The sequence below is a fragment of the Streptomyces sp. NPDC002306 genome (assembly GCF_053593435.1).
In genome coordinates, this window is record NZ_JBSFCK010000032.1 from 846 (window position 1) to 16,874 (window position 16,029).

Sequence of the window (16,029 nt, forward strand, 5' to 3'; positions counted from 1 at the left end):
CCTCCCTTCCGTCGTGACGACCGGCGTGATGACCGTCGTGACGGTGACCGGGGTGCGCGGCCGGCGTTCCAGCGTGACGACCGTTCCGGCGGGCCGCGTCGTGACGACCGCGGTGACCGTCCTCCCTTCCGTCGTGACGACCGGCGTGATGACCGTCGTGACGGTGACCGGGGTGCGCGGCCGGCGTTCCAGCGTGACGACCGTTCCGGCGGGCCGCGCCGCGACGACCGCGGCGACCGTCCCCCCTTCCGTCGTGACGACCGCGGCGGAGAGCGCGGCGGCGGTTACGGCCGTCGTGACGACAACCGTGGTGGTGGTTACGGCCGACGCGACGACCGTTCCGGTGCGCCGCGTCGGGATGACCGTGGCGACCGCCCGACCTTCCGTCGTGACGACCGGCGCGATGACCGCCGTGACGGCGGCGATCGTCCCCCCTTCCGTCGTGACGACCGTGGTGAGCGGCCTCCCTTCCGGCGCGATGACCGAGGCGACCGTCCCGCCTTCCGGCGCGATGACCGCGGTGAGCGTCCCGCCTTCCGGCGTGACGACAACCGTGGCGATCGTGGTGACTTCCGTCGTGACGAGCGCCGTGATGACCGCCGCGACGACCGCGGTGACCGTCCCGCCTTCCGTCGTGATGACCGGCGCGACGACCGTCGTGATGACCGTGGTGACCGTCCCGCTTTCCAGCGCGACGACCGGCGTGACGACCGGCGCGATGACCGTCGTGACGGCGGTGACCGTCCTCCCTTCCGTCGTGACGACCGTGGTGAGCGGCCTCCCTTCCGGCGCGATGACCGAGGCGACCGTCCCGCCTTCCGTCGTGACGACAACCGTGGCGATCGTGGTGACTTCCGGCGTGACGACAACCGTGGCGATCGTGGTGACTTCCGTCGTGACGAGCGCCGTGACGACCGTGGTGGCTACGGCCGTCGTGACGACAGCCGGAGTGATCGCGGTGGTTTCCGCGGCCGGGACGACAGCGGCAGCCGTGGTCCCCGCCGTGATGACGACCGTTCCGGTCGTCCCGGTGGCTTCCGTGGCCGCGACGACCGACGCGACGACCGGCGCGGCGCCGGCCCCGGCGGCGGACGCTTCCGTGACGAGCGGGACAGGGACCGGGAGCCGATCAAGCGGCTGCCGATCGCCGAGGACGTCACCGGTGACGAGATCGACGCGGACGTACGCCAGGAGCTGCTGAGTCTGCCGAAGACGCTCGCGGAGGATGTCGCCAAGAACCTGGTGATGGTCGCGCGGCTGATCGACGAGGACCCGGAGGGCGCCTACGCCTACTCCAAGATCGCTCTGCGGCTCGCGTCCCGTGTCGCCGCCGTGCGTGAGGCGGCCGGGTTCGCCGCGTACGCGAACCAGAAGTACAGCGAGGCGCTCGCCGAGTTCCGCGCCGCGCGTCGGATGACCGGTTCCGTCGAGCTGTGGCCCGTCATGGCCGACTGCGAGCGTGGGCTCGGGCGGCCGGAGAAGGCTCTCGACATGGCCGGCGCCTCCGAGGTGCACAAGCTCGACAAGGCCGGTCAGGTCGAGATGCGGCTCGTCGCGGCCGGGGCTCGGCGTGACATGGGTCAGCTCGACGCGGCCATCGTGACGTTGCAGAGCCCCGAGCTCGCAGCCAATTCCGTACAGCCGTGGACCGCGCGGCTGCGGTACGCGTACGCCGACGCGCTGCTCGAGGCGGACCGGCGGAGCGAGGCACGTGAGTGGTTCGCGAAGGCCGTCGAGGCCGACCGGGACGGGAGCACGGACGCCTCCGACCGGCTCGCCGAGCTGGACGGGGTCGAGTTCGTCGACGTCCTCGGCGATGGCGACGACGCTGACGGCGACGGTGACGAGCGCGATGACGCGACGGGGGACGTCGCCGCGGCGGACACCGCCGTCGATGGCGATGACGTCGATGGCGTTGACGACGATGATCTCGACGAGGACGACCTCGACGAGGACGGCGGCTATGACGACGACTACGACGGTGAGCAGGACGACGAGGAGTTCGAGGACGCGAAGTCTGATGACCCGAAGTCCGGCGACGCGAAGTCCGGCGACGCGAAGTCCGGCGACGCGAAGTCCGGCGACGCGAAGTCCGATGACGCGAAGTCCGACGACAAGGACTGAGCCACGCGAGTGAGTGAGTGAGTGAGGGCGGGACCCCGGTGACGGGGTCCCGCCCTTCGCTTTGTCCGCTGTCCGCTGTCCGGGTCAGAAGTCCAGCGTGCGCAGCACCAGGCCCGACGCCGGCTTCGGGCCGAACGACGTCGACTTGCGGGGCATGGTGACGCCCTGGCGGGCGAGGTCGCGGACGACCTCCTCGCGGACCGGGTGCATGAGGACGGCCGTACCGCCGTCGCGTTCCGCCTTCTCGACCGTGGCGGCCGTGTCGTGGATGTAGGCGATGTGGGCGGGGGAGTCCTCGGGGATGTGCCACACGTGGTCGAGGAGCGTGGCGTGCAGGACGGTGCCGTCCAGGGTGCGCCAGGCCGCCGGGAAGTCGGCCGGAACCGTACGGGCCAGGAGTTCCGGATCAGGGCGGTCGATGAGGTGGAAGGCGCCGTCGCCGGCCAGCAGGAAGGCGTTGCCCTCGCACGACGCGTCCGCGAGCCGCTTGAGGGCGTCCGGCAGCGGGACGTGCAGGCGGCGGACCCGGAAGCGGCCGTCGAGCGCGGTCAGGGCCTCGGCGACCGGCAGGGTGTGCAGGAGGCGGTGGATCGCGCGGACGCGCAGGGGGTAACGGAGCGTGTCGACGAGGAGGACCAGGCCGTAGTCCCAGGGGCCGGGGGAGGGGTGCTCCGCGCGTAGACGCAGATACGTCGCCCAGCGATGGTGACCGTCGGCGATCAGGGCCTGGTGCTTGGACATGTCGGTCTGGACGCACGCCAGGTCGGTGGGGTCGGTGATCGCCCAGAGCCGGTGGCGGAGGCCGTCCTCCGTGGTCGTCGACAGGAGCGCGGGCTTTTCGGCGGTGCGTTCGATGACCTCGGCCGTGGCGCCGTTGCCGTGATAGGTGAGCAGCAGGGGTTCGAGGTTCGCGGAGGTGGCGCGCATCAGGGCGGCGCGGTCCTCGACGATGTGCGGCATGACGTCCTCGTGCGGCAGGACCACGCCCTCCGACGGCTCGGTCAGGCGCAGGGCGCCGATGAGGCCGCGCTGGAGCAGATCGCCGCCGTCGCGCTGTTCGTAGACGTACAGGCCGGGTTCGGGGTCCGCGGCCAGGATGCCCTCGTCCAGCCAGCTGCGCAGGGTGTCGGCCGCCCGTTCGTTGCGGGCGCTGGGGGTGGTGTCCTGCGGGAGGATCAGCCGGACGATGTTGTGGGGGTCGGCCGACTGGAGGTGGTACACGCCGTCGGGCCGTACGACGACGTCGTACGGGGGTGACGTCACGGCGGCCAGGCTGCCGACTCGGGCGGGGTCGTAGCGCAGACCTCGGAACGGGGTGAGTTCCAGGCCTCGGGGCGCCATTGCTTCCGAGTGACCTGCAGTGTTCATCCAGGCATCGTACGTGTGTCGGTGGCATGAGGGATGATCGGGGAAAGGGACCGAACGAGGAGCGATGCGGAATGAGCCGGAGCGTCAGGACGAGGCCCGAGGGCTGTGGGCAGGCCCTGAGCGAGGCGTACGACACGGCGCTGCTGGACTTGGACGGGGTGGTGTACGCGGGCGGGAACGCGATCGCGCACGCGGTCGAGTCGCTCGCCACCACCCGAGCGGGCGGCATGCATCTGGCGTACGTCACGAACAACGCGTTGCGCACGCCGCAGGCGGTCGCCGCACATCTGACCGCGCTGGGGATCCCGACCGGCGCGGACGACGTCATCACCTCGGCGCAGGCGGTGGCGCGGCTGATCAGTGAGCAGGTGCCCGAGGGTTCCCGGGTGCTGGTCATCGGCGGGGAGGGGCTGCGGGTCGCGCTGCGCGAGCGCGGGCTGGAGCCCGTGGAGTCCGCCGACGACGATCCGGTGGCCGTGGTGCAGGGGTACGGCGGGCCTGAATTGGCGTGGGCGCGGTTCGCGGAGGCGTCGTACGCCATCGCGCGCGGGGTGCCCTGGTTCGCGTCCAACACCGATCTGACGATTCCCAGCGCGCGGGGGATCGCGCCGGGCAACGGGGCGGCGGTCGAGGTCGTCCGGATCGCGACGGGCGCCGAGCCGCAGGTGGCGGGCAAGCCGCTGCCGCCGATGCACCGGGAGACGGTCCTGCGGACCGGCGCCGAGCGGCCGCTGGTGGTGGGGGACCGGCTCGACACCGACATCGAGGGCGCGTTCAACGGGGACGTCGACTCGCTGCTCGTACTGACCGGCGTGACGGACGGCGCGCAGTTGCTCGCCGCGCCGCCGCGGCACCGGCCGACGTATGTGGACGCGGATCTGCGGGGGCTGCTGGCCGGGCAGCCGGAGGTCGCCGAGGCGGGTGAGGGGTTCCGGTGCGGCGGCTGGACGGCCACGGCCGGCCCGGAGCGGCTGGAACTGACGGGCGACGGAGTGGCCCTGGACGGGCTGCGCGCGCTGTGCGCGGCGGCCTGGACGGCGGCCGGTGAGGGTTCGTGCGGGCTGGACGGCGGGAAGGCGCTGGCGCGGCTGGGGTTGTGAGCCGGGGCGGGGCCGCGCGTCGCGGTGGGGAAGAAGAGGCGTGTCGCGCCTTCCGGGTGACGGGGTGACACGCTTCCCCGGTGCCGGGGATCCTTCCGACAACCCCGGTTTCGACATGCCTGGTGCCGACGGCCCAGGTGGGGGCCGTGACCAGCCTCCCTGGCGAATGCGAGGGTAGGCTAACCTAACCAGGTGTTGGTCGACAGTCCTCCTGAACAGCGCGCGGAGACCGCCCCCGCGCCCCCCAACCGCCGGGCGATACGCAGCCTCGGGCTCCCCGTCTCCGTGGCGGTCCTGGTGCTCGTCGCGTCGGCGAGTATCGCGATCGGGGCGAAAGAGCTCTCCTTGGCGCAGGTCTGGCACGGCCTGTTCGCGAACACGGGCACGTACGGCGACGTCGTGGTCGACGAGCGGCTCTCGCGGACGCTCCTCGGGCTGCTCGCCGGTGCGGGGCTCGGCCTGTCGGGGGCCGTCCTCCAGGCGCTCACCCGCAACCCGCTCGCCGACCCCGGGCTGCTCGGCATCAACGCGGGCGCGTCCGCCGCGGTCGTCACCGCCATCACCTACTTCGGTGTCACCAGCCTCAGCGGCTATGTGTGGTTCGCCTTCTGCGGCGCCGCCGCCGTCGGCGTGCTGGTCTGGTTCCTCGGCGGCAGCCGGGGCGCCACGCCGGTGCGGCTCGCGCTCGCCGGCACCGCGATCAGCGCCGCGCTCTACGGCTATGTCCAGGCCGTGATGATCATGGATGACGCGGCGCTGGGCAGGATGCGGTTCTGGACGGTCGGATCGCTGTCGTCGGCGACCGACTCGACCATCACCCAGGTCCTGCCGTTCTTCGCGGCCGGCACGGTCCTCGCTCTCGCGCTCGCCCGGCCGCTCAACGCCATGGCCATGGGCGACGACACCGCCAAGGCGCTGGGCGCCCATCTCAACCGCACCCGGGCGCTGTCCATGCTGGCCGCCACCGTGCTGTGCGGCGCGGCGACCGCCGCCTGCGGCCCCATCGTGTTCGTCGGACTGATGGTCCCGCACGTGGTGCGGTCCTTCACCGGGCCCGACATGCGCTGGATCATGCCGTACGCCACGATCCTCTCGCCCGTGCTGCTGCTCGGCGCGGATGTCGTCGGCCGGGTCGTCGTGCGGCCCTCGGAGCTCCAGGTCGGCATCGTCACCGCGCTCATCGGCGGGCCGGTCTTCATCTTTCTCGTACGACGGCGGAGGACGGCGCAGCTGTGAGAACCGCACCGAAGACCACCAAGGCCGACAGGACGACGGCCCCCGGGGGGAAGCGGGCCACCCGTGCGCTGCGTACCGCGGGCGGGTTCTCCCTCCGGCTGGACGTCCGCGCGTGTGTCGTCGTCGTGCTGCTGCTGGCGGTCGCGCTCGCCGCGAGCGTCGTGCTGATCGGCACCGGCGACTTCCCCATCCCGGCCGGCGACGTGCTCAGGACGCTGATGGGCGACGGCACCGCCGGGCAGGAGTTCATCGTCAACGAGCTACGGCTGCCCCGGGTCCTGGTCGGACTCCTGGTGGGCGCCTCGCTCGGGCTCGGCGGTGCCCTGTTCCAGTCCATCTCCCGCAATCCGCTGGGCAGCCCGGACGTGCTCGGCCTCGGCCAGGGCGCGACGGCCGGCGCGCTCGTCGTGATCGTGCTGATGTCCGGGAGTGCCACCCAGGTCACCGTCGGCGCCCTCGTGGGCGGTCTGGTGACCGGTCTGGCCATCTACCTGCTGTCCTGGAAGCAGGGCGTCCACGGTTACCGGCTGGTGCTGGTCGGCATCGGCGTGTCCGCCGTGGTGACCGCGGTCAACGGCTATCTGCTCACGAAGTCCGACATCGTGGACGCGGCCCGCGCCGTCGTCTGGATGACCGGGTCCCTCGACGGCCGTGACTGGGAGCAGGTCTGGCCGCTGCTCGCGCTGTGCGCGGTGCTCGTCCCGCTCGTCCTCGCCAACGCCCGCGGACTGCGGATGACGGAGATGGGCGACGACGTCTCCCACGCCCTCGGCGTGCGCGTGGAGCGCGTACGGCTGCTGCTGATGGTGGCCGCCGTCCTGCTCACCGCGACCGCGACCGCCGCGGCGGGCCCCGTCAGTTTCGTGGCGCTCACCGCGCCGCAGCTCGCCCGGCGGCTGACCCGCTCGCCCGGCCCGAACCTGGTGCCGTCCCTGTGCATGGGCGCCGCCCTCCTGGTCACCGCCGACCTGGCCTCGCAGCGGGCCTTCGGCGCCGAACAACTGCCCGTGGGCGTGGTCACCGGTGTGCTCGGCGGTGTCTACCTGCTGTGGCTGCTGGTCACCGAGCGCAGAGCGGGCCGGATATGAGCCCCCACCCCGTCAGCGGACTGAACAACCCGAGGAGCACCGTGAACCGCCTGTCCGCACAGAACGTCACCCTCGCCTACGACCAGCGTGTCATCGCCGAACAGCTGTCGGTGGAGATCCCCGACAACTCCTTCACGGTGATCGTCGGCCCGAACGCGTGCGGCAAGTCGACGCTCCTGCGGGCGCTGTCGCGGATGCTGAAGCCGAGCGAGGGCCGGGTGCTGCTCGACGGGCAGGTGATCCAGTCGATGCCCGCGAAGAAGGTGGCCCGCACCCTGGGCCTGCTGCCGCAGTCGTCGATCGCGCCGGACGGGATCACCGTCGCCGACCTGGTCGGCCGCGGCCGTTACCCGCACCAGGGCATCCTGCGCCAGTGGTCCACCGAGGACGAGCGGGTCGTACAGGAGTCCATGGCGCGCACCGGCGTCGCCGAACTCGCCGACCGCTACGTCGACGAGCTGTCCGGCGGCCAGCGCCAGCGCGTGTGGATCGCGATGGCCCTCGCCCAGCAGACGCCGCTGCTGCTGCTCGACGAGCCGACGACGTACCTGGACATCCAGCACCAGATCGACGTCCTCGACCTGTGCGCCGAACTCCACGAGGAGCAGGGGCGCACGCTGGTCGCCGTGCTGCACGACCTCAACCACGCGGCCCGGTACGCCACCCATCTCATCGCGCTGCGCGGCGGGCGGGTCGTCGCCCAGGGCGCGCCCGGCGAGGTCGTCACGGCCGAGCTGGTCGAGGAGGTCTTCGGGCTGCGCTGCCAGGTCATCGACGATCCGGAGACGGGGACGCCGCTGGTGGTGCCGGCGGCCCGCAGGGCGCGTAACGGGGCGAAGGCCGCCGTCTCCGGGGCGGCTTCGGCTACAACAGCTTCCTGAGCCGGAACAGGTCGACCAGACCCGCCTCCAGCTTCACCCGGCCCGAGCCCCACGCCTTGGCGAAGTTCAGCCGGCCGGCGACCAGTGCCACCAGGTCGTCGCCGGTCATGGCCAGCCGGATCTCGGCCTTCTCGCGCGGTGGGCCGGGAAAGGTGTCGAGCACCTCGATCCGGCCGTCGGTGAGCCGGCCGGCGAAGGTGACGTCCAGGTCGGTGATACGGCAGCTCACGGAACGGTCCAGGGCGACGGCCGCGCGGACGTCGCCCTCGGCGCCTCCCATGTTGTCGGAGAGCTTCTCGAGCGCGGTGCGGCACTCCTCGATGGTCGCCATGGTGATCGACGGTACCGCAGCGGTTCGGGGTAGCGTCGGGGCATGAGCGACTCAGTGCCCGAGGCCGGACCCCGGACGGAAGCGACGGTTCCGCAGGACGGGCCCGCGTACGACCCCGCCGCTCCCGCTCCGCTGGACGTGTCCCGCACCGCCACCGGCCACCCCGAGGTCGACGCCCTGCTGGAGCGCCTCGGTGACGCCGATCACCTCACCACCGACGGACATGTCGAGGTGTACGAGGAGGTGCACCGGGGGTTGCGCGACGCGCTCACCGCGCTCGACGCCCGCCCCGGAGCCCCGGCTCCCGCCCCCCGCCCGACCGCCCCGCAATGAGATCCTTCGGGTCGCACCTTTCAATCGACGTACGGGACGAGGAGCTGAACCGAACGTGGCAGGAGTCGCACGCCGCCGGCTGGACGCGGAGCTGGTCCGCAGGAAGCTGGCGCGCTCGCGCGAGCACGCGAGCCAGCTGATCGCCGCGGGCCGGGTGACCGTCGACAAGACCGTCGCGACCAAGTCCGCCACGCAGGTGGAGACCGCGGCGGCGATCGTCGTCGCGACCGACGACGGCGACCCCGAGTACGTCTCGCGCGGCGGCCACAAGCTCGCCGGGGCGTTCGCCGCCTTCGTGCCGCAGGGCCTGGCCGTCGAGGGGCGGCGGGCGCTGGACGCCGGCGCGTCCACGGGCGGCTTCACCGACGTGCTGCTGCGGGCGGGAGCCGCGCACGTCGTCGCCGTCGACGTCGGGTACGGCCAACTCGCGTGGTCTCTACAGAGTGATGAACGCGTCACCGTCAAGGACCGTACGAACGTACGCGAGTTGACGCTTGAAGCGATCGATGGGGAACCTGTGGATCTAGTCGTGGGCGATCTGTCCTTCATCCCGCTGGGGCTGGTGCTGCCGGCCCTGGCGCGGTGCGTGAAGCCGGACGCCGACCTGGTGATGATGGTCAAGCCGCAGTTCGAGGTGGGGAAGGAACGGCTGGGGAGCGGGGGTGTCGTACGGAGTCCGCAGCTGCGGGCGGACGCCGTGCGGGGCGTGGCCGGGAAGGCGTGGGAGCTCGGACTCGGGGTGCGGGGGGTCACCGCGAGCCCGCTGCCCGGGCCCTCGGGCAACGTCGAGTACTTTCTGTGGCTGCGGGCCGGAGCTCCCGAACTGGACCCGGCCGACGTTGACCGTGCAGTGGCGGAGGGGCCGCGTTGACACAGAACCGAGCGCGTACTGTTTTCCTGCTCGCCCACACCGGGCGGCCCGCGGCCATCCGCAGTGCCGAACTCGTGGTCAAGGGGCTGTTGCAGTCAGGTATCGGCGTGCGCGTCCTGGAGGCCGAGGCGCGCGACCTGCCGCTGCCGGCGGAGGTGGAGCTCGTCAAGGAGGCCACCCCGCAGTGCCTGGAGGGGTGTGAACTGCTCATCGTCCTCGGCGGTGACGGCACGCTGCTGCGCGGCGCCGAGTTCGCGCGGGCGTCCGGGGTGCCGATGCTCGGCGTGAACCTCGGCAGCGTCGGCTTCCTCGCGGAGGCCGAGCGCGACGACCTCGACAAGGTCGTCGACCGGGTGGTGACCAAGGCGTACGAGGTCGAGGAGCGGATGACCGTCGACGTCGTCGTGCACCGCAACGGCGACATCGTGCACACGGACTGGGCCCTGAACGAGGCCGCCGTGCAGAAGGTGTCCGCCGAGAAACTGCTCGAGGTCGTGCTGGAGATCGACGGGCGGCCGGTGACCGGGTTCGGCTGCGACGGGATCGTCCTGTCGACGCCGACCGGGTCGACGGCGTACGCCTTCTCGGCGGGCGGCCCCGTGGTGTGGCCGGAGGTGGAGGCGCTGCTGATGGTGCCGATCAGCGCGCACGCGCTGTTCGCGAAGCCGTTGGTGACCTCGCCGGACTCCGTGCTGGCGGTCGAGATGCTGCCGCACGTCCCGCCCGGCGTGCTGTGGTGCGACGGACGGCGGACCGTGGAGCTGCCGCCGGGCGCGCGGGTGGAGGTGCGGCGCGGGTCGGTGCCGGTGCGGCTGGCCCGGCTGCATCACGCCTCGTTCACGGACCGGCTGGTGGCCAAGTTCGCGCTGCCCGTCTCCGGGTGGCGCGGGGCCCGGCCGTAGCGGTTCGCGCAGGGTGACGGGGTACCGGCGGCGGCCGCGCGGGTGTGGCGGCGCGCCGCCGGGTCCCCCGCGGCCCGCCGCCCGGTTCCCCGCGGCCCCGGGGCCGGTGCACTCGGCCGGGTGACAAAAGCGCACGATCCGCTCGCCTCCACCTGCGGCTTCGCACAACGGGGGCGGGTGCCGTCGCACACCGTCCCCCGGACCTCGTATGGTCGTGTCCGTGTTGGAGGAGATGCGGATACGGTCGCTCGGAGTCATCGACGACGCTGTCGTCGAGCTGTCGCCCGGGTTCACCGCGGTCACCGGTGAGACGGGCGCGGGCAAGACGATGGTGGTCACCAGTCTGGGACTGCTGCTCGGCGGGCGCGCGGACCCGGCGCTCGTGCGGATCGGGGCGAAGAACGCGGTCGTGGAGGGACGGATCACCGTCCCCGAGCACGGGGCCGCGATGCTCCGGGCGGAGGAGGCGGGGGCCGAGCTCGACGACGGGGCCCTGCTGATCAGCCGTACCGTTTCCGCCGAGGGCCGGTCACGGGCCCATCTGGGCGGACGCAGCGTGCCCGTCGGGGTGCTCGCGGAGCTCGCCGACGAGCTGGTGGCGGTGCACGGGCAGACCGACCAGCAGGGGCTGCTGAAGCTCTCGCGGCAGCGGCAGGCGCTCGACCGGTACGCGGGCGACGCGGTCGCGGGGCCGCTCGCCAAGTACACGGAGGCCTACCGGCGGCTGCGGGCGGTGGCCGTGGAGCTCGACGAGATCGTCACCCGTGCGCGCGAGCGGGCCCAGGAGGCCGACATGCTGCGCTACGGCCTCGACGAGGTCGCCGGCGTCGAGCCGCGCGCCGGTGAGGACGTGGAGCTGGCGGAGGAGGCGGAGCGGCTCGGGCACGCGGAGGCGCTGTCGTCGGCCGCCACGGCCGCCCACGCCGCTCTCGCGGGCAACCCGGAGGACCCGGAGGGCATCGACGCCGCGACGCTCGTGGCGGGCGCGCAGCGGGCCCTGGAGGCCGTACGGTCGCACGATCCGGCGCTGGCGGCGCTCGCCGACCGGATCGGGGAGATCGGGATCCTGCTGGGCGACGTGGCCGGGGAACTGGCGGGGTACGCGGACGATCTGGACGCCGATCCGCTGCGGCTGTCGGCCGTGGAGGAGCGCCGGGCGGCGCTCACCGCGCTGACCCGGAAGTACGGCCGCGACGGCCAGGACACGGCGTCCGTGATCGCGTGGGCCGAGCAGGGCGCCGCACGGCTGATCGAGCTGGACGGCGACGACGACCGGATCGGCGAGCTGACCGCCGAGCGGGACGCTCTGCGGGTCGAACTGGGCGGACTCGCGCAGGCGTTGACGGACGCGCGGGCGGAGGCGGCCGAGCGGTTCGCGGCCGCCGTGACCGCCGAGCTGGCCTCGCTGGCCATGCCCCACGCGCGCGTGTCGTTCGAGCTCCGGCAGACGGAGGACCCGGAGGGCGTCGAGGTCGGCGGCCGCGCCGTCGCCTACGGGCCGTCCGGTGTCGACGAGGTGGAACTGCTGCTGGCCCCGCACCCGGGCGCCCCGCCGCGGCCCATCGCCAAGGGCGCGTCCGGGGGTGAGCTCTCGCGCGTGATGCTGGCGGTCGAGGTGGTGTTCGCCGGGACGGATCCCGTGCCGACGTACCTCTTCGACGAGGTCGACGCCGGTGTCGGCGGCAAGGCGGCGGTGGAGATCGGGCGGCGGCTGGCGCGGCTCGCGAAGAGCGCGCAGGTCGTGGTCGTGACCCATCTGCCGCAGGTGGCGGCCTTCGCCGACCGGCAGTTGCTGGTCGAGAAGACCAACGACGGGTCGGTGACCCGCTCCGGTGTGAAGGTGCTCGAAGGCGAGGACCGGATCCGGGAGCTGTCCCGGATGCTGGCCGGCCAGGAGGACTCGGAGACGGCGCGGGCCCATGCCGAGGAGCTGCTGGCGACGGCCCGGGCGGACGGCTGAGAGCCGTGCCGGACGAGCCCGGCCGCCGCGCGGACCGGCCGCGGCCGGTCGTGTGGTCCCCCGCGCCCGCGAAGGGCGCGGGGCGGGTCCTCAGAGTGACGGGATGACCGACGGCATGCGCAGGACCAGCTCGTTCGCCCTCGCCGCCGCGCTCACCCGGGCCGCGGCGACAGCGCTGCGCTCCCGGGCACCGGGCGGGCGGGTCCGCTGGGAGCGGACGAACCACGCCGGGCGGACCGTGGAGTTGTACGCCGGGCCCGCGAGCGCCCTGGCGGCCGCCGTCGGGGCCGCGCGCGTCCGGCCGGCCGCCGGACTCGCCGTGGCGGCCGCCGGTCTCTGCGGGGCGTACGACGACGTGGCCGGGGACGACCGTCGTGGTTTCCGGGCGCATCTGCGGGCGCTGCGGGACGGCGAAGTCACCAGCGGCACGGTCAAGTTGTGCGGCATCGCGGGCGCCGGGCTCGTCGCCGGCGCGCTGTTCGAAGAGCGGCCGGCGGACAAGGTGCTCGCGGGGATCGTGATCGCCGGTGCCGCGCACTTCGTCAACCTCGTGGACGTCCGGCCGGGGAGGGCCGCCGGCGCGGTGCTGCTCCTCGCCGCGCCCGGACTGCTGCGCCGGGGTCCCGGGGCGGACCTGGCCGCCGTCGCGGTGGGCGCCGCCGCGGCCGTGCTGCCCGACGATCTCGGGGAACGCGCGATGATCGGGGACTGCGGGGCGCACGCGCTGGGCGCCGTTCTCGGGACCGCCGTCGTCGCCGCGAACGGCCGGGCCGGGCTGATCGCCCACGCCGTCGCCGTCGTGGCCGCCGCGGTCTGCGGCGACCGGGTCAGCGAGGCGGCGCGTTCACTCGTGTGAGTGACCCGCGCGGTCGTGTCGGGAGGGGCCCGGCCGCCTCCGGTTCCCGGAACACCCGTACGTGCTGGCATCCTTGACGTAGGACATGGGGGGGATCCCGCGCGGTACCCCCTCCGTGCCCGTTCCTTCTGTACGTTTCGTCGTGACCTTCCGACGCCGAACCAGGAGCCCCCGGCCACGTGAGCCCCGTCAGCAGCCCCTCGCCGCACGGCCAGTCGCCGCTGCGCACCGTGCAGGTGCTGGGCGGAGGCAACGCCGGCAGCAGCGCGCACGTGCGCTCCCTGACCGCGGGGCTCGCCGCCCGGGGCGTGCGGGTCACCGTGTGCGCTCCCGTCGAGGCCGATCACCTCTACGACTTCACGGGCGCCGGCGCCGAGCACGTGCACGTGCCGCGCAGCAGCGACCCGGGTTCGGTCGCCGCGCTCCGGGCGGCCTGCGCGGACGCCGACCTGGTGCACGCGCACGGGCTGCACGCCTCCTTCCGGGCCGTGCTCGCGCTCAGCGGGCGCAGCACCCCGCTGGTCGTCACCTGGCACGACCGCGCGTACGCCGAGGGCGCGCGCGCCCATCTCGTGCGACTGCTGGAGCGCCGGGTGGTGAGGGCCGCCACCGTGGTGCTCGGCACCACCTCGGCCCTCGTGGACCGGGCCCGGCACACCGGCGCCCGGGACGCGCGGCTCGCCGCCGTGGCCCTGCCCGCGCCGGCCGGCCCGGCCGAGGCCGACGATCCCGACCGGCGCCACCCCAAGATCCGGGCCGAGCTCGGCGCCATCGGCCGGCCGTTGCTGATGGCCGTCGGCTCCCTCGACCCGCACCGCGGGTACGAGGTGCTGCTGGACGCCGCGCGCGCGTGGCGCGGGCTGGACCCCGTGCCGCTGGTGGTCGTGGCGGGCGAGGGCCCGCTGCGGGCGGTGCTCCAGCGCCGGATCGAGGACGAGGGGCTGCCGGTGCGGCTCGTCGGGCGGCGCGACGACGTGGGCGACCTGATCGCCGCCGCGGATCTCGCGCTGCTGCCGGGCCGGGCGGAATCGCGTTCCGTGCTCGCCCAGGAGGCCCTGCACGCGCGCGTGCCGCTCGTCGCGGCCCGGGCCGGCGGCATCCCCGAACTCGTCGGCGACGCCGCCGAACTCGTGCCGTACCGCGACGCGGGCGCCCTCGCCGACGCCGTCGTCGGACTGCTCGGCGACCCCGGGCGCCGGGCGCTGCTGGCCGAGAAGGGCACCCGGCAGACGGCCACCTGGCCGACCGAGGACGAGACGGTCGCCCAGGTGCTGTGTGTCTACGACGAGTTGACGCAGCCCACGCCGCTGATCTGAGGGGTGTCTAGGGGGCGTGCCGGCGCGCCCGCAGGGCCAGGCTCAACGCCAGGACCGTCTGCGGGTCGTCCAGGTCGGTGCCGAGCAACTCGCCGATACGGGCGAGCCGGTTGTACAGCGTCTGACGGTTGAGATGGAGCTCGCGGGCCGTCTCCGCCTTGCGGCCGGCGTGCGCCAGATACGTCTCCAGGGTCGGCAGCAGTGGCGGCTTCGAACGGTGGTCGTGCTCGCGCAGCGGGCCGATCGCGCGGTCCACGAAGGCCGCCAGGTCGGGATGGTCACGCAGCCGCCACAGCAGCAGGTCGATGTCGAGGCGGCGGGCGTCGTACCAGGGAAGGTCGGACAGCCCCTGCGCGGCGGTCGCCGTCTCCGCCGCGTGCCGCAGCCCGGCCGACGCGGCCGCCCAGCCGCCGGCCACCCCGACGACCACGACCGGCGGCCGGGCCCCCGGCCGCTGGATCCCCGCCCGCTCGACACCGGCCCGCAGCGCCGCCGCGACCCGGTCGGCCACCGCCGAGCGATCCGACTCCGAGCGCAGGCCCAGCAGGAGCGGCACACGCCCCTCGACCGGGCGTACGCCCAGCAGCGCCGGGACTCCCACGGACGCCAGCTCCTCGCCGACCGCGCGCGCCAGCACCGCCCACCCCCCGCCCGGGGAGAGCGCGTCACCCAGCCGCATGACCATCGGCAGCAGCGGGCCGTCGCCCGGCCTGAAGCCCAGCACCCGGGCCTGCGCGGGGGCGTCCACCGCGGCGACACGGCCCTCGGCGAGGTCGGTCAGGAAGTCGCCGCGGCCGCGTGCCGCGAGCTCCTCCTCCTGGCGGGCCTGCATCAGCACCACGGCCAGGATGCCCGCGGCCCGTTCGGCGGCGATGCGGTGCACGGGGGCGAGCGGGCCGAGGACGGGCAGCAGCACCAGCCGGGCCCGCACCGCGCCCGTGCCCGGCCCTCCGCCCGGCACGTCGACGAGCACCGAGCCCGACGACGGCGGCGCGTCCTTGTGCTGCCCGCGCAGTCCCTCCCACACCTGGAGCGGATCCGTGCCCTCGGGTCCCGCCCCGGCGGCGTACAGCAGTTGGCCGTCCGCCGTCTCGAGGAAGACCGGGTTGCCGCTGAAGCCGGCCAGGATGCCCAGGACCTGGGGGATCCCGCCGCCGCACAGCAGGGCCTCGGTGCACCGGCGGTGCACCTCCTCCGCCCGCCGCACCAGCGCGTAGTGCCCGTTGACGATCTCGGTGTGGATCTCCTCGGTCACCGCCACGAACGGCACCTCGCGGTGCAGCTGGACCAGCGGAAGCCCGGCCGCCCGCGCGGTCTCGACCAGCGTGGCGGGCAGCCGGGTGAAGCGCGGGCCGAGCTCGACGACCAGGGCCGCGATGCCGCGTTCGGCCAGGGTGCGCACGAACGCCCGCTGGTCGGCGGGGCGGGTGCCGAGCCCGTATCCCGTGGTGAGCAGCAGCTCACCGCCCTTGAGCAGGGAGGCGATGTTCGGCACCTCGCCGGCGTGCACCCAGCGCACGGTCCGGTGCAGCCGGTCGGCGCCCGCGAGGACCTCCGGCAGCCCGCCGCGCAGCCCCGGCAGTTCCAGCGCCCGCCGCACGGTGATCCCGGTGTCCTGGCTGTCGAATCGGTGGTCCTGGTCCGCGCGGCTGTCCATGCGACG

Annotated in this window: 14 protein-coding genes; 11 read left to right on the top strand and 3 right to left on the bottom strand. The window is 73.8% G+C overall.

Annotation, left to right across the window (positions count from 1 at the left end; all coding sequences use genetic code 11):
- Window positions 1-1,197: 1,197 nt before the first annotated feature.
- Window positions 1,198-2,124, top strand: a complete 927-nt coding sequence (locus tag ACWCQK_RS34025; protein ID WP_451161816.1) for a hypothetical protein — start codon at window positions 1,198-1,200, stop codon at window positions 2,122-2,124.
- An 84-nt stretch (window positions 2,125-2,208) separates the two neighbouring features.
- Here the strand turns inward: ACWCQK_RS34025 and ACWCQK_RS34030 are convergent, their stop codons facing one another.
- Complete coding sequence (locus ACWCQK_RS34030) at window positions 2,209-3,492, bottom strand: DUF1015 domain-containing protein (protein ID WP_451161726.1); 1,284 nt, start codon at window positions 3,490-3,492, stop codon at window positions 2,209-2,211.
- Window positions 3,493-3,563: 71 nt separating this feature from the next.
- Here ACWCQK_RS34030 and ACWCQK_RS34035 point away from each other — a divergent pair, with 71 nt between their 5' ends.
- The 4 genes from ACWCQK_RS34035 to ACWCQK_RS34050 all read left to right on the top strand — a co-directional run bounded on the left by ACWCQK_RS34035 (window position 3,564) and on the right by ACWCQK_RS34050 (window position 7,797).
- Complete coding sequence (locus ACWCQK_RS34035; RefSeq protein ID WP_451161728.1) at window positions 3,564-4,592, top strand: HAD-IIA family hydrolase; 1,029 nt, start codon at window positions 3,564-3,566, stop codon at window positions 4,590-4,592.
- A 192-nt stretch (window positions 4,593-4,784) separates the two neighbouring features.
- Complete coding sequence (locus tag ACWCQK_RS34040) at window positions 4,785-5,828, top strand: FecCD family ABC transporter permease (RefSeq protein ID WP_451161730.1); 1,044 nt, start codon at window positions 4,785-4,787, stop codon at window positions 5,826-5,828.
- On the top strand, window positions 5,825-6,916 hold the full coding sequence (locus tag ACWCQK_RS34045; RefSeq protein WP_451161732.1) for a FecCD family ABC transporter permease: 1,092 nt from the start codon (window positions 5,825-5,827) through the stop codon (window positions 6,914-6,916). Before ACWCQK_RS34040 ends, ACWCQK_RS34045 begins: the two co-directional genes overlap by 4 nt.
- Window positions 6,913-7,797: an ABC transporter ATP-binding protein gene (locus ACWCQK_RS34050; RefSeq protein ID WP_451161734.1), complete on the top strand. Its 885-nt coding sequence runs from the start codon at window positions 6,913-6,915 to the stop codon at window positions 7,795-7,797. Before ACWCQK_RS34045 ends, ACWCQK_RS34050 begins: the two co-directional genes overlap by 4 nt.
- Here the strand turns inward: ACWCQK_RS34050 and ACWCQK_RS34055 are convergent.
- Window positions 7,781-8,128 (bottom strand): SCP2 sterol-binding domain-containing protein, encoded by a 348-nt coding sequence (locus ACWCQK_RS34055; protein WP_451161736.1) that lies wholly within the window; start codon window positions 8,126-8,128, stop codon window positions 7,781-7,783. The genes ACWCQK_RS34050 and ACWCQK_RS34055 overlap by 17 nt on opposite strands.
- A gap of 42 nt (window positions 8,129-8,170) precedes the next feature.
- Between ACWCQK_RS34055 and ACWCQK_RS34060 the strand changes: the two genes are divergently transcribed.
- The 6 genes from ACWCQK_RS34060 to ACWCQK_RS34085 all read left to right on the top strand — a co-directional run bounded on the left by ACWCQK_RS34060 (window position 8,171) and on the right by ACWCQK_RS34085 (window position 14,366).
- A complete protein-coding gene (locus ACWCQK_RS34060) occupies window positions 8,171-8,461 on the top strand; it encodes a hypothetical protein (protein ID WP_451161738.1) in 291 nt (96 codons plus the stop codon).
- A gap of 55 nt (window positions 8,462-8,516) precedes the next feature.
- Entirely contained in the window at window positions 8,517-9,332 is an 816-nt protein-coding gene (locus ACWCQK_RS34065) for a TlyA family RNA methyltransferase (RefSeq protein WP_451161740.1), read from the top strand.
- A complete protein-coding gene (locus ACWCQK_RS34070) occupies window positions 9,329-10,234 on the top strand; it encodes an NAD kinase (protein WP_451161742.1) in 906 nt (301 codons plus the stop codon). The genes ACWCQK_RS34065 and ACWCQK_RS34070 overlap by 4 nt, the downstream gene beginning before the upstream one ends.
- A 208-nt stretch (window positions 10,235-10,442) precedes the next feature.
- Window positions 10,443-12,194, top strand: coding sequence for a DNA repair protein RecN (gene recN / locus ACWCQK_RS34075; protein ID WP_451161744.1), 1,752 nt, complete (start codon window positions 10,443-10,445; stop codon window positions 12,192-12,194).
- Between the two features lie 103 nt (window positions 12,195-12,297).
- Entirely contained in the window at window positions 12,298-13,050 is a 753-nt protein-coding gene (locus ACWCQK_RS34080) for a hypothetical protein (RefSeq protein ID WP_451161746.1), read from the top strand.
- A 179-nt stretch (window positions 13,051-13,229) separates the two neighbouring features.
- A complete protein-coding gene (locus ACWCQK_RS34085) occupies window positions 13,230-14,366 on the top strand; it encodes a glycosyltransferase family 4 protein (protein WP_451161748.1) in 1,137 nt (378 codons plus the stop codon).
- A gap of 7 nt (window positions 14,367-14,373) precedes the next feature.
- On the opposite strand, the gene ACWCQK_RS34090 is transcribed toward ACWCQK_RS34085, so the two are convergent.
- Complete coding sequence (locus tag ACWCQK_RS34090) at window positions 14,374-16,023, bottom strand: PucR family transcriptional regulator (RefSeq protein ID WP_451161750.1); 1,650 nt, start codon at window positions 16,021-16,023, stop codon at window positions 14,374-14,376.
- Between the last annotated feature and the right edge of the window lie 6 nt (window positions 16,024-16,029).